This window comes from Pseudoalteromonas aliena SW19, assembly GCF_014905615.1.
In the GTDB taxonomy this organism is placed as follows: domain Bacteria; phylum Pseudomonadota; class Gammaproteobacteria; order Enterobacterales; family Alteromonadaceae; genus Pseudoalteromonas; species Pseudoalteromonas aliena.
The window spans coordinates 221,420-243,336 of sequence record NZ_AQGU01000029.1 but is presented as its reverse complement, the minus strand read 5'-3'; the positions used below and the strand labels follow the sequence as shown (position 1 = coordinate 243,336).

General features: G+C 41.6%; 15 protein-coding genes and 1 rRNA gene. 3 read left to right on the top strand and 13 right to left on the bottom strand.

Going from position 1 to position 21,917, the window contains the following annotated elements; all coding sequences use genetic code 11:
* Positions 1 to 74 precede the first annotated feature (74 nt).
* The 6 genes from PALI_RS17470 to PALI_RS17445 all read right to left on the bottom strand — a co-directional run bounded on the left by PALI_RS17470 (position 75) and on the right by PALI_RS17445 (position 10,556).
* Positions 75 to 1,610, bottom strand: a 16S ribosomal RNA gene (locus tag PALI_RS17470).
* 820 nt (positions 1,611 to 2,430) lie between these two features.
* A complete protein-coding gene (locus tag PALI_RS17465; protein ID WP_193156873.1) occupies positions 2,431 to 5,763 on the bottom strand; it encodes a type I restriction endonuclease subunit R in 3,333 nt (1,110 codons plus the stop codon).
* Positions 5,764 to 5,815: 52 nt separating this feature from the next.
* Positions 5,816 to 7,375 (bottom strand): restriction endonuclease subunit S, encoded by a 1,560-nt coding sequence (locus tag PALI_RS17460; protein ID WP_193156872.1) that lies wholly within the window; start codon positions 7,373 to 7,375, stop codon positions 5,816 to 5,818.
* A 62-nt stretch (positions 7,376 to 7,437) separates the two neighbouring features.
* Positions 7,438 to 8,418: a PDDEXK nuclease domain-containing protein gene (locus PALI_RS17455; protein WP_193156871.1), complete on the bottom strand. Its 981-nt coding sequence runs from the start codon at positions 8,416 to 8,418 to the stop codon at positions 7,438 to 7,440.
* The gene (locus PALI_RS17450; RefSeq protein WP_138586089.1) at positions 8,411 to 10,123 is read right to left on the bottom strand and encodes a type I restriction-modification system subunit M; all 1,713 of its coding nucleotides are present in this window, start codon (positions 10,121 to 10,123) and stop codon (positions 8,411 to 8,413) included. Before PALI_RS17450 ends, PALI_RS17455 begins: the two co-directional genes overlap by 8 nt.
* A gap of 187 nt (positions 10,124 to 10,310) precedes the next feature.
* The gene (locus tag PALI_RS17445; RefSeq protein WP_138586090.1) at positions 10,311 to 10,556 is read right to left on the bottom strand and encodes a YfhL family 4Fe-4S dicluster ferredoxin; all 246 of its coding nucleotides are present in this window, start codon (positions 10,554 to 10,556) and stop codon (positions 10,311 to 10,313) included.
* Positions 10,557 to 10,773: 217 nt separating this feature from the next.
* Here PALI_RS17445 and PALI_RS17440 point away from each other — a divergent pair, with 217 nt between their 5' ends.
* The 3 genes from PALI_RS17440 (at position 10,774) to PALI_RS17430 (ending at position 12,445) form a co-directional block, all read left to right on the top strand.
* Positions 10,774 to 11,064 carry a helix-turn-helix domain-containing protein gene (locus tag PALI_RS17440; protein ID WP_226894589.1) on the top strand — a complete coding sequence of 97 codons (291 nt, stop codon included), beginning with the start codon at positions 10,774 to 10,776 and terminating at the stop codon, positions 11,062 to 11,064.
* A complete protein-coding gene (locus tag PALI_RS17435) occupies positions 11,054 to 11,221 on the top strand; it encodes a hypothetical protein (protein ID WP_193157071.1) in 168 nt (55 codons plus the stop codon). Before PALI_RS17440 ends, PALI_RS17435 begins: the two co-directional genes overlap by 11 nt.
* Before the next feature lie 492 nt (positions 11,222 to 11,713).
* Positions 11,714 to 12,445 carry a FadR/GntR family transcriptional regulator gene (locus PALI_RS17430; protein ID WP_182703261.1) on the top strand — a complete coding sequence of 244 codons (732 nt, stop codon included), beginning with the start codon at positions 11,714 to 11,716 and terminating at the stop codon, positions 12,443 to 12,445.
* Positions 12,446 to 12,591: 146 nt separating this feature from the next.
* Here the strand turns inward: PALI_RS17430 and PALI_RS17425 are convergent, their stop codons facing one another.
* The 7 genes from PALI_RS17425 to PALI_RS17395 all read right to left on the bottom strand — a co-directional run bounded on the left by PALI_RS17425 (position 12,592) and on the right by PALI_RS17395 (position 21,914).
* Positions 12,592 to 15,552 carry a TonB-dependent receptor gene (locus PALI_RS17425; protein ID WP_193156870.1) on the bottom strand — a complete coding sequence of 987 codons (2,961 nt, stop codon included), beginning with the start codon at positions 15,550 to 15,552 and terminating at the stop codon, positions 12,592 to 12,594.
* A 597-nt stretch (positions 15,553 to 16,149) separates the two neighbouring features.
* Positions 16,150 to 17,112 (bottom strand): class 1 fructose-bisphosphatase, encoded by a 963-nt coding sequence (locus PALI_RS17420; RefSeq protein ID WP_193156869.1) that lies wholly within the window; start codon positions 17,110 to 17,112, stop codon positions 16,150 to 16,152.
* Positions 17,109 to 18,191: a class II fructose-bisphosphate aldolase gene (fbaA, locus tag PALI_RS17415; protein ID WP_193156868.1), complete on the bottom strand. Its 1,083-nt coding sequence runs from the start codon at positions 18,189 to 18,191 to the stop codon at positions 17,109 to 17,111. Before fbaA ends, PALI_RS17420 begins: the two co-directional genes overlap by 4 nt.
* Before the next feature lie 14 nt (positions 18,192 to 18,205).
* Positions 18,206 to 18,823: a bifunctional 4-hydroxy-2-oxoglutarate aldolase/2-dehydro-3-deoxy-phosphogluconate aldolase gene (eda, locus tag PALI_RS17410; RefSeq protein WP_193156867.1), complete on the bottom strand. Its 618-nt coding sequence runs from the start codon at positions 18,821 to 18,823 to the stop codon at positions 18,206 to 18,208.
* 429 nt (positions 18,824 to 19,252) lie between these two features.
* Entirely contained in the window at positions 19,253 to 20,185 is a 933-nt protein-coding gene (locus tag PALI_RS17405) for a sugar kinase (protein ID WP_193156866.1), read from the bottom strand.
* Positions 20,186 to 20,259: 74 nt separating this feature from the next.
* Entirely contained in the window at positions 20,260 to 21,567 is a 1,308-nt protein-coding gene (locus PALI_RS17400; RefSeq protein WP_193156865.1) for an MFS transporter, read from the bottom strand.
* Positions 21,568 to 21,569: 2 nt separating this feature from the next.
* Positions 21,570 to 21,914: a cupin domain-containing protein gene (locus tag PALI_RS17395; protein WP_182703293.1), complete on the bottom strand. Its 345-nt coding sequence runs from the start codon at positions 21,912 to 21,914 to the stop codon at positions 21,570 to 21,572.
* Positions 21,915 to 21,917 lie beyond the last annotated feature (3 nt).

The window sequence follows — 21,917 nt, the reverse complement described above, 5'->3', positions numbered from 1 at the left end:
GTTATCCCAAAGGGACACGCACTAATTAACAATCATCTGTGTGGACACTACGAACAAATAAGTTCTAAATCGTATAAGGAGGTGATCCAGCCCCAGGTTCCCCTAGGGCTACCTTGTTACGACTTCACCCCAGTCATGAATCACTCCGTGGTAAACGTCCTCCCGAGGGTTAGACTATCTACTTCTGGAGCAACCCACTCCCATGGTGTGACGGGCGGTGTGTACAAGGCCCGGGAACGTATTCACCGCGTCATTCTGATACGCGATTACTAGCGATTCCGACTTCATGGAGTCGAGTTGCAGACTCCAATCCGGACTACGACGCACTTTAAGTGATTCGCTTACCTTCGCAGGTTCGCAGCACTCTGTATGCGCCATTGTAGCACGTGTGTAGCCCTACACGTAAGGGCCATGATGACTTGACGTCGTCCCCACCTTCCTCCGGTTTATCACCGGCAGTCTCCTTAGAGTTCTCAGCATTACCTGCTAGCAACTAAGGATAGGGGTTGCGCTCGTTGCGGGACTTAACCCAACATCTCACAACACGAGCTGACGACAGCCATGCAGCACCTGTATCAGCGTTCCCGAAGGCACCAAACCATCTCTGGTAAGTTCTCTGTATGTCAAGTGTAGGTAAGGTTCTTCGCGTTGCATCGAATTAAACCACATGCTCCACCGCTTGTGCGGGCCCCCGTCAATTCATTTGAGTTTTAACCTTGCGGCCGTACTCCCCAGGCGGTCTACTTAATGCGTTAGCTTTGAAAAACAAGTCCGAGGACCCGAGCTTCTAGTAGACATCGTTTACGGCGTGGACTACCGGGGTATCTAATCCCGTTTGCTCCCCACGCTTTCGTACATGAGCGTCAGTGTTGACCCAGGTGGCTGCCTTCGCCATCGGTATTCCTTCAGATCTCTACGCATTTCACCGCTACACCTGAAATTCTACCACCCTCTATCACACTCTAGTTTGCCAGTTCGAAATGCAGTTCCCAGGTTGAGCCCAGGGCTTTCACATCTCGCTTAACAAACCGCCTGCGTACGCTTTACGCCCAGTAATTCCGATTAACGCTCGCACCCTCCGTATTACCGCGGCTGCTGGCACGGAGTTAGCCGGTGCTTCTTCTGTCAGTAACGTCACAGCTAGCAGGTATTAACTACTAACCTTTCCTCCTGACTGAAAGTGCTTTACAACCCGAAGGCCTTCTTCACACACGCGGCATGGCTGCATCAGGCTTGCGCCCATTGTGCAATATTCCCCACTGCTGCCTCCCGTAGGAGTCTGGGCCGTGTCTCAGTCCCAGTGTGGCTGATCATCCTCTCAAACCAGCTAGGGATCGTCGCCTTGGTGAGCCATTACCTCACCAACTAGCTAATCCCACTTGGGCCAATCTAAAGGCGAGAGCCGAAGCCCCCTTTGGTCCGTAGACATTATGCGGTATTAGCAGTCGTTTCCAACTGTTGTCCCCCACCTCAAGGCATGTTCCCAAGCATTACTCACCCGTCCGCCGCTCGTCAGCAAAGGTGCAAGCACCTCTCTGTTACCGCTCGACTTGCATGTGTTAGGCCTGCCGCCAGCGTTCAATCTGAGCCATGATCAAACTCTTCAATTAAAAAGTTTTATGTCTTTCGACAGCTCAATGAATTCTGAATTTATTTTAATATCTTTCGATATTGAATTGACTGTGCCGAAGCAACTTATAAATAAGTTACTTCTGTTGGTCACTCAGTTTTCAATTGAGACTCTAATTTGTTTGCCTTACTTAGCGAACTAAGCTTGGCTGTTAGAACTCAATCTGTACGAGTGCCCACACAGATGATTGCTTTATATTGTTAAAGAACGTTTTGAGTCGCTTTAGCGTCTCAAGGGATGCGAATAGTACACCCTTTATTTTTCGAGTCAACACTTTGTTTCAAATAGCTTTAAACTTTCTTTCAACAATTTAAAACCTAAGTTTTATCTTAACTTTTTGAGTCGTAGCTGCCTCGCTATGCTTCAGCCTTTCCCGTCTCAGTGGGGGCGCATTATAAGGAGATTCGAGCGGGGGTCAATGCTTTATTTTAACTTTTTAAAAATAATATTGATTTAGTACAAAAACCATACAAATAAAGGGTTGCAGGGGCTAAGTTGACTATTAAACAAACAAATCAAGTGTATTTAGAGTTTAGCTTGTCACCGTCTATAGTGAGATAAGCCCTATTTAGGGCTGTTAGATAAATACTGCTGCGCTCGTTTTAGTTTTTAACTATATACACTATTAATGTGTTACTAAAAAACACGTTTTAAAGATCAGCAGTTTTCATCTAACTTTAACGCACTTGTGTGCCCGCTCGTCTAAATTTTCATAATACGAGGGCTCTGGTTTTATACATTTAACAAGACAGACGCCTATGCAAGTCGGTTTAGCATAATGACCACAACACTTGGCTAATTTACCCCTCTTTATTCGCTTTTACATTTTGTGCTTGTTCAAAAATTTCTTTGTACACTTCGTCGTGGCTTATTGGTGGGTACTTAAATTTAGCCAGTATTAAAATAAGCTCTACTCTTAGGGATGATTTAATATCTTCGCGGTGGTTCCAATCAACAAATTTAACTTTGTCGTCCACTATCACTTTTACCGCTTGGGCGAGCTCTATTAGCTTATCTTCGGGGTAGTCAAAGTCGTATTTAATTGCGAGCATTTTTAATGCGTCGTAAAAGCCTTTTTCTTCAATATCAATGCCTAGCTCGTCGCCGGCGTTCATTTCGTCGCGTACGCTGTAAATCATATTAACCATAGTATCTGAAAACTCATCAAGTACGTTACTTACCAATATGTCATCATCTTTTCGCTCGTTATAGCGCTGTACCAGCGATTCAAAGCGTTTAGTAAAATCGATACCTTGGGTTTGGTTTACTTTTTTAAGCTCGCCTATGGCTTTAGCTAACATTTGTTGCAGTATTTTAATTTTGGTATTGGGGAGTTTTATTTTTTCTATTTTGGCGATGTAGTCATCATTAAAAATGTCGATTTCGCCGCCGTCTTCATTGCCGAGTTTAAATACTTCTTCAACGCCGTCGCTTTGTAGGGCTTCGGCTATCATTTCACGTACTTTGGCGTTCATTTGCGCGGTATCGGGCGCTTCGCCTTTGGTTAGCTTGTAAATAATAGAGCGAATGGCGAGGTAAAAGTGAATGTGGTTACGCTCGTTTTCGTTAATTTTTTCACTACCACAACATATATCGTAAGCGGCTTTTAAACGCTTAACTAGATCCATAAAGCGTTTTCGGCGCTTTTCGGTAATTAGCGCAAACTCGGCGGCGTGGTTTAAGCTATTTAGCTGCGTAACTGCTTCGCCTGTAAAGTAAGGGCTGCTGTCAAATTTATGAAATAGCTCGGCAAGTAGCGCTAAGTGATTTTTTACTTCAATAACCGACGCGGTAATGTCTTCAAAATTGGTTTCGTCTGTTTTTGAATACTGCGCTAACGCTTTATTCATTTCAGATTTAATACCAATGTAATCGACTACCAAGCCTTTATTTTTACCTTCAAACTGGCGATTAACCCGCGAAATAGTCTGTATTAAGCTGTGCTTTTGCAGTGGCTTGTCTATGTACATGGTGTCTAAAAATGGCACGTCAAAACCGGTTAGCCACATGTCTACCACTATGGCTATTTTGAAGTTCGAATGTTTGTTTTTAAATTGCTTATCAAGCTCTTTACGCTCGTCTTTACTGCCCAGTAAATTATATAAGCGTGCGACGTCGTCTTTGCCACGGGTCATCACCATTTTTACTTTTTCAGAAGGGGCTGCAATACGGCCTTCGCTAATAGCGCGCTTTCGCTCGGTATCCGATAAGTTTTGCGCGTTATCCTGCTCGTTTAAAGAGTCGACAACCTCAAACCAATCTGGGCGTAGTTCTTCTAATTCTTGATACAACTGATAAGCAATGCCACGCGAGCTACACACAAACATTGCCTTGCCGGCAACCGTTGAGCATTCTTCAACGCGTTTTTCGTAGTGCTGTACAAAGTCTCTTGCTAATACACGTATACGGTCAGGATCGCCTAAAATGCTATTCATGTTGGCAGTGGCTTTTTTACTGTCTTCTATTTGCAGCTCGTTACTGCCTGCATCGGCGCATTCTTTGTAGTAGGCTTCAATTTCGGCCAGCTTACTGTTGTTTAAACACACTTTAGCCGCGCGGCCTTCGTAAACTATGCGCACGGTTATTTCATCTTTGACCGATTCGGTCATGGTGTACGAGTCAACCACTTCACCAAACACATCCAGCGTGGCATCGACTGGCGTGCCGGTAAAACCAACGTAAGTAGCGTTTGGCAGTGAGTCGTGCAGGTATTTAGCAAAACCAAAGGTCTTTTTTACACCCTTCTCGGTAATGGTAATTTTTTGATCAAGATTTACTTGGCTACGATGCGCCTCATCAGAAATACAAATAACGTTAGTGCGATCGGTTAAAAGCTGGGTGTCTTCGGTAAATTTATGAATGGTCGTTAAAAATACACCGCCACTATTACGGCCCTCTAGTAATTCACGTAAGTGAGTGCGGCTAGTGACTGTTTTTACCGTGTCATCGCCAATGTAGGTTTTAGCATTACCAAATTGCTGCGAGAGTTGGTCGTCTAAATCGGTTCGGTCGGTAATTAAAATAATGGAGGGGCTTTTAAGTTCAATGCTTTTCATCAGCAAGCGTGTTAAAAATTGCATGGTGTAACTTTTACCGCAACCCGTTGCACCAAAGTACGTACCGCCTTTACCATCGCCTTTTGGTTTTAAATGCCGTTTTATATTTTCGAACAGCTTATTAGCCGCATAATATTGTGGGTAACGCGGCACAATTTTTATCTCTTTTTTGCCCGCGCTTTTATTGTCAGAATCAGGGAAGAACACAAAGTTGCGCATTACATCGCGCAAGCGCGCTTTGTCAAACAAGCCCTGCAATAAGGTATGTAACGAGTTAATACCCTCTTGCGCTGTTAGCTCTTGCCCCGTTACTTTGCCCCACGAGTAAAAAAACTGATACGGCGCAAATAAGTTACCCATTTTGTTGTTTACACCATCGCTTATAACGCACAAGGTATTAAACACAAATAGCTGAGGAATAGCGCGTTTGTAGCGAACAGTTAGCTGCTCATACGCTTCAAATATAGGGGCTTGCTCGCGTATCGCACTTTTAAATTCAAACACCACCAGCGGCAAGCCATTCACATATAAAATGCCATCGGGAATGCGCATTTCAATATTGTCGTAGCTTGTGGGGCTTTCTATTTCTAACTGGGTAACAAAGCGGTAAATGTTGTCGTCTTGCAGGTAAGTAACACTGGCTTCATTCACGTTATCGAGAGCCATATTACCCAAAGCAGCCATAGCACTGCCTGCTATTAGGCTGCTTTTAATGCCTTGCTCAACGTTGTCGTAATCAAGCAGCTGAATATATAAATCTTTTTGCGCCGCACTGCCTGCTACCATTCCACGCTCGCGGCTCAATAAAAAACCATCACTTAGCCAGTTACAAAAGGTTTTATTGCTCTCGTATAGATCACTGGCAGGGAGTTTTTCGAGCTTTGCAATAATAGAGTCTACTTCGCCGGTGGTAATATTATTTTTAGCGTAGCGCTTGGTTAAAAAAGCACGGAGGTCTTCTTTAATTAATACGTCGCTATTATTGCGAGTAAGCTCACCACCGAGTAAATGCGGGTAGCCTCGCTCGCCTAATAACTCAACCACCGCTTTTTCTAATTTGGCTTCAGTAAATTTCATCAAACATCCTTATTCTTGTTATTTTAAATGGTTAAATGCTTAGCTAAGGTTATTAATCTACTGTTTCATCGTCGGTGGCTACATCAGGTATTTGTAATTCGCCAGAGATGAGTTTGGGTAACAAAGTGTCACGGAGTTTGACTAATTTATAACACTCTTTTCTTAATGTAATTTTTCGATCATATGTATCTTTGAGTAAGCGACTAAACAGCTCTACAGTCGATAGGCTTGGAATCAAAAGTGTTGTAGCTAGTATGCCATTAACACTTATATTAGGTTGCCCGCTCCCCTGTGCGGCTTTAAATATAACCTCTTCCAGCCCTGGTTGGTTTAAGGCTGAGAATAAGAAGGGCGCTCCATTTTTTAATTTTGGAGACAATTTACAAACTCGCTGGTTTAAATAGTATGGCTCATTATTTTCCGTGGCAACAACCCCAAACCGGCCAACACTCCCAGCCCCCGTCATAGCCATTATAATATCGCCATCGTTGAGTAAAAAACGGTGAAGGTTATCAACTACTTCTGGTAGAACCCTATTAACATCACTAATAGTTACGGTACGATCAGTGGAAATGTTTTTAATCTTAAGAACAGCACAACCAAACTCGGAGAAGTCTTTTCCTTTAAAGGCATAACCACTTAGCCCATCAGCAACATCCTTAAATGTGCCACTTTTCCAACCTTTTGGTATCCAGCCTAGTTGTTCGTTGTGCTCGAATTCACTGGGGAAATGGGCGTGGGTGTTGGCGTGTTGGGTTAATATTTTAGGGTTGGCGCTAAAGTTTGGTTTAACGGGTGTTTCAGCGGCTTTTTCTGATACTTGCACTGCTGATTGTGTTGCTTCTTTTGTTGGTAGCTGTGCTTGTAACTCGTGAGCGAGCGCAATGAGTGACGCTTTGCATTCTGTCGCATTGTGTAAGCTGTTCAGTGCCGCTAAGCGGCGCTGTGCTTTTTGTTTTAACTCATCAGGCAGACTAGTTTCAAGGTTTTCTACGTTAAAATCAACGCTCGCAAGTAGGTTATCGAACACGGGATCAAAGTCAACAAACCAGCTTTTAAATAACGCCTGCGCCATTTGTTCTAAGGTTTGGTTGGTTTGTTGGTTTATTTCTAATTTACTTGCTAATACAGATAATATTTTCGCAGATTGTTTTTCATGTTTAGGAAACCTTGGAATCATCAATGCCTTTAAAACGGGGATTCTAACATTACTGACTGTTGTCCCCGTGCCTTCATTCCATGATATTTGATGTTGTACATAAGGTGACTGCAATGCCCAAAACAAATACTCACCGCAGATCTCATTTCGTGGGCGAAGTAAAACTTGCCTTTGGCCTAAACAACACTTTAATCCCTCAGGAATTATACAAACGTCTCCCATAGGAGCTTCGCGAGTAATGACAATATCACCAGCTCGTGGGATCGCACGCTTAACTCTTTTTTGATAATCTTCTTCATTAGTAAAACTTGGGTTACTTAAATCAAGTACTCCATTTTTTATATTTTGGTTTCTTAGGACTATAATTCCTGAATCTGTCCATTTGGGTGTTGAGTGAGGACAATCCACTACAAGCTCGCATAAAGATTCTAAAGTCTCAGTATTAAAATCCATATCCCAGCGCCTCCAAATTTTTACAGTTCGCTTTATTAAGCGCTTGCGCTTCGCTGATTTGTTTATTCATCATCTTGGCCTTTAACTTGCTGATTAAGCAATTGCGCTTGCACACGTGCACGCTCTTTTTGGAGCTCTATGCGCAGCTCTTCTTCGCTTGGTAGGTGGGCTAAATACTTTGCGGCAAACAGCTGCTTTTGGTCGCTCAGTACAGAGTATTTTACAACGGCTTCGCTTTTTTCACTGCATAAAACAAGGCCAATAGTAGGGTTGTCGTCGCTGCTGGTGTGTAAGTCATCGTACAAGCGAATGTAGGTGTCCATTTGGCCTATATCTTGGTGTTTGAGTTTGCCAATTTTTAAATCAAGCAATAAAAAACACTTGAGTTTAAAATTGTAAAAAACGAGGTCGATATAAAAATCTTCGTCGTCAAAACGGATGCGTTTTTGGCGCTCTACAAAAGCAAAGCCTTTACCTAGCTCTAATAAAAACTGTTGTAAGTTATTTATAATGCCTTGCTCTAGGTCGTTTTGTTGTGCTTCTTGCTCTACGGGTTGTTTATTTTTACTTGAGAGTAAACGCTCGTAGTAAAGCGTACCAATTTGGCGTTCTAACGCGCGTACACTCCAGTTTTGTTGACTGGCCTCTTGCATATACCATAAGCGTGCTGCTGGGTTTTCAATGCGCGCGAGTACATTGTAATGCGACCAACTTAATTCGAGAGACAGTGTCTCTTGTTTTTCAAACGCAAGATAAAAGCGGCGCATATTACGTAAGTTACTTACATCAAACCCTTTACCCAGATCTGCCGTTAATTGAGCAGAAAGGCCTTTTAATACGCTTTTTCCATATTCAGCACGCGTGCTCCCTTGTTGCTCATCGTCTACTATTAGACGGCCAATTTGCCAATACGCGTGCACCATAGTGCTGTTAACGACTTGCTTAACGTGAGAACGCGCTTGCGCTATGACAGCTTTAATATTGGTTAACAGTGCGGGATCAGTTAAAACGCTAGCGCTGTTACTTTTGGGAGGATTAGTCATTACTTTTTTCACCATAACGTTCTTCACCATAACCCAAGGCCGCTAAGTTTGTGCGAATGGCTGTATCAAGCTGTGTTGCTTGACTCATTTGGCTATAAAGAGTTTGGCTAAGCTCGCTCATTTTAGTTTCGAACGGGATACCGTCGTCGATAATATCGGCCGCGCCTACATAGCGCCCAGGGGTCAATACGTAGTCGTTCGCTTTTATATCGCTAAGGGTGGCTGATTTACAATAACCGGCGACATCTTTGTACGCTTGTTCTTGCTCTTTATTTGCGCTTTGCTCTTTATCTGCGCTTTCTCGCTCGGTACTTGCTGTAGTTAGATCTTCGCCACGCCAAATATGGTAGGTTTGGGTAATTTTTGCTATGTCGTCGTTGGTGAGTTCTTTTAAGGTACGGTTAACCATAGAGCCCATTTCGCGGGCGTCTATAAATAGCGTTTCGCCTTGGCGGTCACGGCGCTTTAGTAGGCCTTTTTCGTTATTACCGCGTTTATCTTTACTGATAAACCATAAACACACCGGAATTTGCGTGGTGTAAAACAGCTGCCCTGGTAGGGCTATCATACAATCGACTAGATCGTTTTCGATTATTTTTTGGCGAATATCGCCCTCGCCACTGGTGTTTGAACTCATTGAGCCATTAGCCAGTACAAAGCCTGCGGTGCCATGCTCGCTGAGTTTTGAGATCATGTGCATGATCCACGCATAGTTGGCATTACCGGTAGGCGGTGTTGGGTAGCCCGCCCAGCGGGCATCGTCAACTAATTCGTTATCGGCGCGCCACTGTTTTTGGTTAAACGGCGGGTTAGCCATTATGTAATCGGCTTTTAGGTCAGGGTGTTGATCTTTAAAAAAGGTATCGCCCGCTATATCGCCTAAATTGCCCGAAATACCGCGCACGGCGAGGTTCATTTTAGCCAGTTTATAAGTGGTATTAGTGTACTCTTGCCCATAAATAGACACATTTTTTTGATTGCCGTTATGGCTATTAATAAATTTTAGCGATTGCACAAACATACCGCCCGAGCCACAACAGGGGTCGTAAATTTTACCTTCGAATGGTTCAATCATATCGGCTATTAGGGTAACAATTGACTTAGGCGTATAGAACTCGCCCCCGCCTTTACCTTCAGAGGCGGCAAATTTACCTAAAAAGTATTCGTACACACGACCAACTAAGTCTTCTTCTGTTTTTTCGTTTTGGTTGGCGATGGTGTCGATATTATTAATGGTATCGATTAACGCTGAGAGCTTACTGGCATCAAGCCCTAAGCGTGAAAAGTAGTTATCGGGCAATGCGCCCGCGAGTGATTTATTGTTTTTTTCAACGCCGTGCAAGGCGGTATCTATTTTTACAGCGATATCGCCTTGCTTGGCGTTGGCTTGAATGTATGACCAGCGGGCGTCTTCTGGTAGGTAAAACACGTTATCCATTGCGTAAAAGTCGACCATGTCGATGTATTCATCGCCGTGCTCAGCAATAATGGCTTTTTGACGTACTTCAAACTTGTCACTGATAAATTTAAGAAAGATTAAGCTTAAAACAATGTGCTTATATTCGGCTGATTCAACACTGCCACGTAGTTTATTGGCGGCATCCCAAAGGGACTCTTCAAACCCGACTTGTGCTTGTTTTGTGTTTTTTTTAGCAACTTTTTTAGTAGCGGGCTTTGTGGCGGTTTTTTTAGGTGCGGTTTCCATAGCTATCTCAGACCAGAATATCAATACAAATTATTGAGTTATCATACCGTAAAGAGCGCGAATTATTGAGACTTAATTAAAAATATATGAGGAGATATTTATTAGTCACATGCGAGCAGTTTGATTGCTGCGACAGTGTCGCAATTTGAGCTTCGTAACCCATTAAGCATAAAAACCAATTAACAAACTAACTCGTTAGCCTGATATATTTTTCAGCCAATTCATCTATATTTTCACGATGGGCTGGGTCGGGCTTTATGCAGTCAATTGGGCATACGCTGACACAGGTTGGTTTGTCGTAATGGCCTACGCATTCGGTGCATTTACTTGCATCTATTTGGTAAACTTTAGCGCCCATGTAAATGGCTTCGTTAGGGCATTCTGGATCGCACATGTCGCAGTTAATGCATTTGCTGTTAATTAGTAACGCCATTCTCTAGCCTCTAGTACTTCTAGCATAAATTTTCAGCCGTAAATTATGCATTTTAATCTGCGTTTTCTTGTTGATCTCAATCAATAAAAATTACATTGGGTAACTCGTATTCAATCATTAACTTTACAACTAAAAATGGACACTACAATATCCATTACGCTCATAAAAAAGCAATTTTGGACACAGTCGTGTCCAATCAAGTTCGTGAGGTTTTGTTATTAATTATTTATTATTAAGCGAGGAGGATGTGCAGCTAGCCTTTGCTGAGCACCTAAAAGAACGCCGTAAAAAAGCAAAAATGTCACGTGAAGCGTTAGCTAAAAAAAGTACGGTACCTGCTTCTACAATCAAAAAGTTTGAGGTTACAGGGCTTATTTCGTTTAGGCAGCTATTACTTTTGTGGCAAACACTCGACGACTTAACTCGTTTATATGACTTAACAAAAGCGCCAGCTCAAGGTAAGAATGCGCCAACGTCTATTGATCAGGTATTAAACAATGGCCTTTAAACCCATAGAAAAGCTAGAAGTAAAACGTACACTGTCAGACTCAACAGAGTTAATGGTGGGTGTACTTGCTCAAAATAGACAAGGTGTTTACTTTCAATTCGATCAAGGCTATTTACTCTTTGTTGCTCGGTTTTTACTTATTCTTACAGGGATGTAAGCCATTAGAGTAACGCAGGAGCAGTTACCGAGCCCACTAGGTTACAAACCTCACGCCGCGATTAAATCGCCCCTAGGTTGAACAAATTTCAATCCTGAAAGGTCAACAGGCACTCGTGCCGAGGTTTTAATTTTTAAAAGTGCCGTTTATTTATACCTCTAAAAAGGCAGCAGCCACTTTATTTCTAATTAACATTTCTAAATCTATTTCAATGACTCTAACAAGCACGACTTCAAACTATTAATAGCAAATTAATGTTCGTTATAAGTTATTAAGTGCTCACCTCAATACCTTTAAAAACCAGTGGTCCCCTAAAATACTAATGCCTTTTATTCAATTTTAAAAAAAGCAAATTGACAAGGTAATATAAGGAATGTACTTTACCAATTAAGGTATTTTTTTTACCAATTAATTTGCCAATTTAGTCAACTTTTAGTAGTCGATTAGTATCTAGTTTACGAAACACAAAGTATAAAACCTGGGGAGTTTAAAATGAAAAGGCGCAGACGTTTTTGGAACGTTGTTGATAAGTTAGAAGCCGCGATAGATCAAGGAATTTATCATGTTGGAAGTCGTTTGCCTGCAGAACGAGAGTTAGCAGAAACTCACCAAGTTAGTCGGCCAACAATTCGAGAAGCAATTATCGCGCTTGAAGTTAGAGGTCGTGTTGAAGTAAAAACAGGTTCGGGTGTTTTTGTAACAGACACAAACAAAGTTGAAACAAGCGACAAACCTATTAGTGCATTTGAGCTTACACAAGCCAGAGCACTCATTGAAGCTGAAGCCGCTGCGTTGGCTGCGGCAACCATTCAAGATCACGAACTTGCCACTTTAAAGCAAAGTTTAGAGGATATGCAAATACCAGAAATGGCCATTGAAGCTGATCAGCGTTTTCATGAAATAATTGCTAAATCAACTCGTAACAACGCCATTGTGATGTCTATACAAAATCTGTGGAAACTAAGGCGCTGTGAACCACAAATCGTTGCGGCGTATGAAGATGTATGTTCTCAAAGCGACGAGCAACGTTTGCAAGAACACACGTCAATTTACGATGCTATCGCAAATCATGATTCATCGGCGGCGCGCAAAGCCATGCACAATCATTTTAACCGTTTGATCAATGCCCTTTTTGCTGCTAGCGAGAAAAAAGCACTTGAAGAAATTAAACGCCAAACAAGCGAAACTCGTGGGTTGTATTCAATCTCTCATTTAACGCAATAACAGTAATTTACCCACTCCCCCAGAAGGCAGTTAGCACTAAAAACAGCTGTTTGAGATAGTTTTATTATCCAGAGTTCAGGTTATTTAAAGTTCAGGTTACAAGCAAGCCTTAAATAAGGCTTGCTTTACTACTGCTGCGCCATTATTTAAAAACGATAGCTCATACCAAATGTAATACGGCGGTCTGTTAAACCTTGGAAACAAAGTAAAGCACCTTCATTTACACATGACTGACTTACTTCTGATTCGGTTAGATTTACAGCCTCTACACCAATATTAAGTTGCTCATTTACGTCATAGCTTATACTTACATTAAGCTGACCACGGTCTTCTTGCACCACAGGAAATCCCCAAGGGAAGCTTGATGTACTGCCAAAGTCAGTTGAACGGTATCCTTCACGCCATGTGTAACGTGCACGTGCAGATAAGCCAAACTTTTCGTAGTAAAAGGTGACGTTGTAAGCATTTTCAGATAAGTCGATCAATGGCTGTTTAGCGCTTACGTCTATATCTGGTATACCTGTTGTTAATGCAAACACGGTATTAGCACGGCTTGTTGCGGTATCGATTGACTCACCACCTGAAAATTCTTGATAGGTGTAGTTTGCTAATAAACCAAAACCTGATGCCCAGCCTAAATCGTCTTCAAAACTTGATAAATCGTACTGAAATGCAAGCTCAATCCCTTCTTGAGTTGTTTCACCTGAGTCATTAATCGTGGTACGTGTTGGTACACATAAACCTACACCGGGCGTAGGTCCAAACACGTTTATATCTGCAATCGGGTTAAATACTCCGCCATCTTCACATACTGGACCCGTTGTATCGCGATAGCCGGTTGTAGGATCTTCATATGGGTCAACCTGTTGAGTGACGTGTAAGTCTGTACGTGTTTTATGAAAGTACCCCACACTCACTAATGCCGCTTGAGCAAAGTACCACTCAGCAGAAATATCAAATGACGTTACTTCTTCTGGAACTAAACCTGAGTTACCAACAGATACCGCACTATTAGGGCTGGTGCTATAAGTAACCGAGGTTGACAAGTCGTTAAAGTCAGGGCGTCTAATATCTTTAGACCAACCTAAACGTACTAATACATCTTCGCTTACGTTTGCAGCAACATTAAAGCGTGGTAAGAAAAAGTCGTAATCGCCTTTTGAGGTCACTTGGCTAACAATCTCATTGCCATTGCCGTCTTGTGTTACTGAATTACCTAATGACGTTACTTCTGTTTCCAAGTAACGCGCTCCAAAATTACCTCTAAAAATACCATATTCAAAGTTAGCTTGAGCATAGAGTGCATGTGTTTCTTCATCAATATCAAAAAACGCATTAACTTGTGAGGTTGGCGAGCTAATAGGAGCACGTGTTGACCCTGTGATGGCGTTATTTGCTTCAATGGCTGCGTTTAATGCCGCAAGTACGGCGTCTGGATCTGAACTGGCAAGCTCTGGGTTTATTAATAGAAAGTCGCGAATATATAATGCACGGCCATCTGCGTCGTTAAAATTATCTGGACCGGCTGTTAAAATATCAGCAAATAAGTTGCCTGTTGGGCTGTCTGCTAGATTACGTAAACCAACATTATTGCGTACTTGGTCTGAAACGCTATTTGTTTTACTGTAACGGTAACCAAAATCAACCGAGGTAATCATATTGTCTAGGTAATACGTAAAGTCAGTACGAAACGCATCTTCGGTATTTTCGGATCTATCTTGCCCTTGGTTTACATCGCGTAATACCACATTTGCAGGATCAAGTAACTGGGCTGCTGTTGGCGCATTTGCTTCACCTTGTGCAATACCAAACGTTAATGCACCACCGGTCAGGTCGTACTCAAACGGTGTACCATTTTCGTTCGATGAGTTAGTGGCAACATTTGGGTTAATAAAGTTAAGTGTTGTATTAAAGCTCGGAGTAGATGAATCTGAGCGAGACGTTGATGCTTCAACACTTACAAATAAGTTTTCACCTTGCCATTGACCACCAATTCTAAAAATTTTGCTATCGGTGATACGCGAATTGGTATCGCTAGAAAAACGAAGATTTGGATCTGCATCGCCATCCTCTACGGGGATCACGCCACGGACTGCAGCTTCAATACTCCCTAAGTTTTGACCACCTAATGAACCAAAGTTTACGGTTTCAAATTCACTTGGGATTGATACATTTCTTAAGTCACTTACGCCTGAAGCTTGAACCCTTGAGCTTTCTTGGCGGCGCTCTTGATCGTTAACAACTGCATCAAAGAAGAATTTTAAATTATCATTAGGTGCGTATTCAAACGTACCTGCAAAGTTTTTAGTTTCATACTCGTAGTTATCGTAATCTTGAATTAAAAATTGAATTGGTAAGAAATCAAATGATTGAGCACTTGCTGCACCACTGTCAGCTGCAACTGAGTTATCGCGGTCAACACGAGGACGAAATGCCGTTACGTCTTGCTCACTATAGCTACCGCTAAATACAACACCAAACTTACCAGCATCTGATTCCCAGTTATCACCCCATGCGCCAGAGATTCGCGGTGTCATGCCATCGGTAGACAAGCTGCTATCTTCTGCTTGAACACGAATAGAGCCAAGCATTTCGTTTAATTGAAGCGGGCGAATAGTTTTTAGATTAATTGTTGCACCTACTGAGCCTTCAATTGTTTTAGCCTCTGGTGATTTAATAATCTCAACGCCGGAGATTATAGCCGCCGACACATCTTCAAAACTAATTCCGCTTCGGCCAGAGCCCGAACCCACTGTTGAAACACCGTTTACTTCTGTACGGTTTGCATTCGTGCCACGAATTTGCACCCCCGTACCTACACCGGCTTCACGTGTAATTTGAATACCGGTTACGTTTTCAAGTACTTCAGCAAGGTTTTGATCAGGGAGTTTACCAATATCAACCGCTTGGATAACCTCAACTAAACTACTAGCGGAACGTTTTTCGGCAAGAGCACTCGTTAATGATTGGCGAATACCCGACACTTCGATGACTTCTAGATCGTCTTTTACTTGCTTTGACGACTCTTGGGCTTGAATAGATGACGACATACTCATTGCAGTTGCTGATATTACCGCCAGTGTGATTTTTGATAACTTATAATTCATAGTTTTTTCCTGTGTGTGAAACGCTATGTTGTTTGCTACTTTTCTATTCGAAAGCTTTAAATAAATACAAAGTATTAACTTGATATTTACACCCAACAGCAAAAAGGTCAACCAATATAAGATTAAAAAACATCAATACCAACCCAAAAAGTTATTACCAAATAAAAAACCAAACTCACCGCCACCACAAACCAAAATTACAAAAACACACAAGCAATTGTTATCTATTGATTTTTTAAATTAAAAGCTAATAACCTCATGACAAAAACAGTTATTAAACAGAGTGATCACACTGTTATATTATTTTTATATATCTGGGAATACATTAGTTATTAACAGGTAAAAAACAAAATAGGTTAACCAAAATATAAATATTCTAAGATTTTTGGCTATATTTTTTATTCATAATAAATAACCTGAACGCTGGATAATAAATCTACCTCAAGCAGCTATTTTCAGCGCTAGCTACGTTGAATTTACTTACAATAGGGCCGGTAAATTATAGAAGTGGATTTTAGGTATGTATTAGATCGGGTGCAAAAGATAAGGTAGAGGCAACACTCTCGCCCCTTCTTTATTTTTATATTTAGAGCAGCTTTATGACATGGCGTTATTATAAAATTCTACAGGCTCATTTGAGCCCAAAGCGACAGGCACTCGTTGATGCAAGCTCGTTGGCGCAATATCTAAAATTCGCGCTCCTCTAGAGGTTGCTTTACCACCTGCATTTTCAACTAAAAGTGCTAACGGATTTGCTTCATAAAGCAGTCTTATTTTTCCGTTATCGTTACCCGTGCGTTTATCTTGTGGATACAAAAATAACCCGCCTCGGCATAAAATACGATGGACATCGCCTACCATCGCTGCATTCCAGCGCATTGAGCTTTTTTCAAAGCTTTCACAGGTGTATAGCAATTTATCAAAATACACTTGTGTTGCTTCGTCCCAATAACGGTAGTTAGCCATATTAACGGCAAATTCACGACTTTGCTCTGGTACATTCAACTGCTTGTTTGTCAGTAAGTAACCGCCATGGGTTGAATCTAATGTATAACAACGTGTTGGACCGCTAGTGCTCATTACGAGTAATGATGAAGGCCCATATAACACATAACCTGCACAGACTTGATTTACACCTGGCTGGCTAAATTGCTCGTCACTGTCGAAGGCAACATCGTCACGGGCTAAATAAATAGTAAATATAGTGCCTATTTGGCCGTTAACATCAATATTAGACGAGCCATCTAGTGGGTCAAAAGCAACAATAAATTGACCTTCAGGGTGACCACCTACCGCATGATCTTCTTCCTCTGATGCAACGGTTCTTACGCTGCTGTCGTCAAGTAGTATGTCTTTAAGTAGTTGGTTTGCGATTACATCAAGCTTTTTTTGAACTTCACCTTGAATGTTTTCGTTCAATGTTGAGCCTAAAACACCGGCTAATTCACCTTGGCTTACCCGAAAGGCTATCTCTTTACTGGTCGCTAAAATTGTGCGAATAAGTAAAATAAGGTCGGTATTTACACCGTCTTCTTTCAATACTGTATTTAGTCTTTTCATGCGCTATATCTGTTTACACAATTTAGATCGTCAAAGCATTGCTCTAGCCTTGCAACCATACTTTGCTCTGAATGACGCAGCCATACACGAGGGTCGTAATATTTTTTGTTTGGCTTATCATCCCCATCAGGGTTACCAATTTGCCCTTGCAGATATGCTTGCTTGTCTTTGTAGTAATCTAAAATACCTGTCCAACACGCCCACTGCGTATCGGTATCAATATTCATTTTAACTACGCCATAGGTTAAAGACTCTGCAATTTTATCGTACTCAGAACCACTTCCACCATGAAATACAAAGTTAATTGAGTTGCTTGGTAAATTAAATTTTTCTGATACGTAGGCTTGCGATTCTTTTAAAATAGTTGGCGTAAGTACTACATTACCTGGCTTATAAACGCCATGCACATTGCCAAATGACGCCGCAATTATAAAATTAGGGCTAATACGACTTAAGCGTTCGTACGCATAGGCAACATCTTCGGGCTGAGTATATAAAGCAGAGCTATCTAAGTGTGAGTTATCAACACCGTCTTCTTCGCCGCCCGTGCAGCCAAGCTCAATTTCTAGCGTCATACCTATTTTTGCCATACGCGTTAAATAACGTTCGCAAATTTCGATATTTTCCTCAAGCGGCTCTTCTGACAGATCAATCATATGCGAGCTGAACAGTGGTTTGCCAGTCACTTCAAAGTGTCTTTCACCTTCCTCAAGCAGCCCATCTATCCAAGGTAGTAGCTTTTTAGCTGCATGATCAGTATGAAGCATCACTGCCACTTCATAATGCGCTGCAACCGAGTGTACATACCTTGCAGCACTTACCGCCCCAAGCACCGCTGATTGTTGCTCTGGTAACGATAAGCTTTTACCACAAAAAAATTGTGCTCCACCATTAGAAAGCTGAATAATAACGGGGGAATTTTTCTTTTTAGCAGCTTCTAGCGTCGCATTGATAGATGTTGTACTAACAACATTTACCGCAGGTAACGCATATTGATGTGTACGTGCATGCTCGTACACCGCATTGACTTCGTCGCCAACGATGACGCCTGGCAGTATTGTGGGGGCTAAATAATTCATTTATCTGATCCTTTCTACTTTAGAGCCTGGATACAAGAATCGGTAATTGCTTGCCAATTTTCTTGCTCAACCCACTCTTTTTTAGCTATCCAAGTACCGCCAACGGCGAATACATTATTTAAAGAAAGATAGTCCATTTTGTTACTTTCGCTAACGCCACCTGTAGGGCAAAAGCTGACGGCCCTAAATACTGACGACACGGCGGATACAAAAGGGGCTCCACCAGCTAGCGAAGCCGGGAATAATTTTTGCTCTGCAAAGCCATATTCAAGCGCCATTAAAATATCACCGGTGTTTGATACACCAGGAAGTACCGGCACATTACATTTAGCAAGTGCTGTAAGTAATGCAGGAGACACCGCTGGCGTTACAATAAAGTCAGAACCCGCTTCAAGTGCTTGCGCTAAAATGTCAGTATTTATGACTGTACCCGCACCGACTTTTAACTCAGGCACGTAAGCTTTAATCGCTTTTAATGCCTCTATTGAAGCCTCTGTTCTTAGTACTACTTCAACTAAAGTTAGGCCCGCGTTAGCCATAGCTTTTGCTATTTGAACACCTTGCTCTGGCGTGTCAGCTTGAATTATAGGTAGCAGTGTTTGTCCTGACATAAGTTCAGAAAAGCGAGTCATAACGTTGTTCCTTTATAAAAAAGTAATGCGGCCGATGTATGGCGGCCTTTAATGTTTGATTAACCTGAACTCTAGATAATAAATCTATCTCAAGCAGCTATTTTCAGCGCTAACTGCGTTGAATTTACTTGCAATAGGCCCGCTATTGACGCGTAAATTCGCCTTGTTTTCACTGAAAATCTCTAACTAGAGAAAATAATTTTAAATATCACCATGATTCAATATGTTAGTAAATCTCTTAACCAGAGTTCAGGTTAATTATTTTGTTATACCAATTGCATTAAATTAATGAGCTATTATAGCGACAAGAAAATAGCTCAATAACAAGGCTAAAATTATGATACATAGTTGTTCTATATAAATAATTTTTAACGTAGTTAGTGAGTTATTTAATACGCTAAGGTGATCATGTTTTTAATAAAATTGGTATCAGATCCCAGCTTCAACCATTGCTAGCTGAAATATATCTTTTGGAGCAATAGCACCAGGCTGTTGTATAACAGCACCTGCTGCTTTTGCAGCCAGTTGGACTGCACTTGAAATTGATTTATCAGATAAACGAGCCCCTAAATAAACACCGTTAAAGGCATCGCCTGCGGATGTTGTATCTACAACATTTGTTACCGGTATTATAGTGTGGCTTTGAAGCGTATCGGCCTGCTTAGTCACTACCGATTCAGGGCCATTTTTAACAACAATTTCTTCAATTTTGTAAGGCTCTAAATACTCAACAACCGCTTCTACGCTATGTACGTTATAAAGTGTTGTTAAATCTTCAACGCCAGGTAGGGTAATATCTGCAAGCGTAAAGGCTAAATGATATTGCTCTTTAGTTTCCTCTATACTATTCCACAAACGGGCTCTGTAGTTAGGATCGAAAACTATTTTTACCCCAGCATCTTTTAGCTGCGTCACAACTTTCCAAAAGTGCTCACGTGCACTTTCTTCAATTATTGCTAATGAAATTCCTGAAAAGAAAAACATATCACCTTGGCAAAGCTGCTCGAGCGCATCAGCATCTAAAAAATCAACAACCTTTTTAGCTGCAGAGTCATTACGCCAATAAATAAAGCTACGCTCGCCGTACTCATCGGTTTCTATGTAATACACGCCTGGTACTTTACTGTCGTGAGCAAATACAAGTTGCGTATTTATTTGTTCACCTTCAAAGCGCTCAAGCATTTTTTTACTTAAATTATCTTGACCTAAAGCCGTAACAACCGAAGTAGTAACCTGCGGGAAGCAACGTTTTAAATACACTGCAGAATTATAAACATCGCCTGCAAATGATTGGTGTAGAGTGGCTGCGCTCATAGCCCTAAGCTCGACCATGCATTCACCGATAAAGTAAATATTTTTCATCTTGGAAGTTACCCTATGTAGTTAACTGCTATGCGCTTATACAAACCATCTTGGCATAGCAGTTATTCTCTAGATTATTGAGGCTTTTTAAGAGGTTCTATTTTTGGAATTAAAATCCAAACAGCTGCCATTGCAATAATGGCTAAAGAGGCACCAATAATAAATGCTGGCGCGTAGTTACCATCCGCAGTAAGAATAGGCACAAGCGATGTAAGACCTACAGCACCCAGTTTTGCCGCCATACCAGAGAAACCTGATAATGTACCCACTGCTTTTTTACCTAACAAATCACTTGGTAGTGTTTGCACGTTACCAATTGCAGTTTGAAAACCAAATAATATAACCGCCATTATTAGCACTGCTGTCGTTGGTCCACCTGGATTTGCCATTGCAAGTAACGCAGGTAACATAATTAAGCAACCCAGCGTAATAGTGAGCTTACGTGTTTTATCTGTGTTCCAACCGGCTTTAAGTCGATTTTGTGCCAGTAAGCCACCAAACCAAGCGCCAAACATTGCACCCACATAAGGAACCCAACCGTATATGCCGATAGACTTAACGTCCATGCCATACACTTCGTTTAAGTAAATTGGGATCCAAAAAACAAATAACCACCAAATAGGGTCAATGGCAGCAGAGGCAATAATTACGCCCCAGCTTTGTTTACGAGATAAAAGCTCTTTTGTTGAAGGATTATATTCTTCTTCATCTTCACCAGTAACATCGCCGTTATCATCAACACGACGTTGACCTGTTAAAATATATTCGCGTTCTTGTGCCGTAAGCCAAGGGTGGGAGCTAGGCGGTGCTTTTACTAAAATTAACCAAGGCACTAGCCAAAGAAAGCCCAGAACACCAATAACAACAAACACCATTTGCCAGCTAAAATAAATCGTTAAGTAAGCAATTAAAGGAATAGCAATAATGCCACCTATAGCAGCACCAGAGTTAAAAATACCCTGTGCTAAAGCCCGCTCTTTAGTTGGAAACCATTCAGCATTGCCTTTGGCCGCACCTGGCCAGTTACCGGCTTCTGCTACGCCTAAAATAGCGCGAAAAATACTAAAGCTAAGCACACCTTGAGCAAATGCATGCGCAATCGTTGCAACAGACCAAACACCTATTGATAAAACAAAGCCTAAACGAGTACCTACCCAGTCAAATACTTTACCAAAGATGGCCTGACCAAATGCATAGGCAAATACAAATACAATAGAGATGTTAGCGTAAATTTGTTTGCGCTCTAATGCAGACTCATCAGGGAATAAATCTTCAACAATGTCCGGCCAAAGCACACTAAGCGCTTGGCGGTCGATGTAATTAATGATGGTAGCAAGCGCAATTAATGCGATAACCCACCAACGTAAACCTTTAAGTTGCATAGTTATTCCCCAAGAAAATCTTCACGAGCTGGACTAAAGGTATCGATTAAAATACCGCCTGTTGGGCACGTCGCACCATGATCTACAAATGGCGGAATAAAACAACTGTCCCCTGGTTTTAATATTTTAGTAACACCATCAATATTAAAATGAAACTCACCTTCAACTACATAAGTAACTTGTGAATGACGGTGTGCATGGTTATAACCAATAGCGCCTTGTGCAAACCAAATTTTTACCGCCATCAACTCTTCGTTATAGCCTAACATTTGACGTTTCAAGCCATTTCCTAGGTCTTCAATTTTAGTCTCGTTACCAAATGAAAAATGTGCGCTTTGCTTTTGCATTCT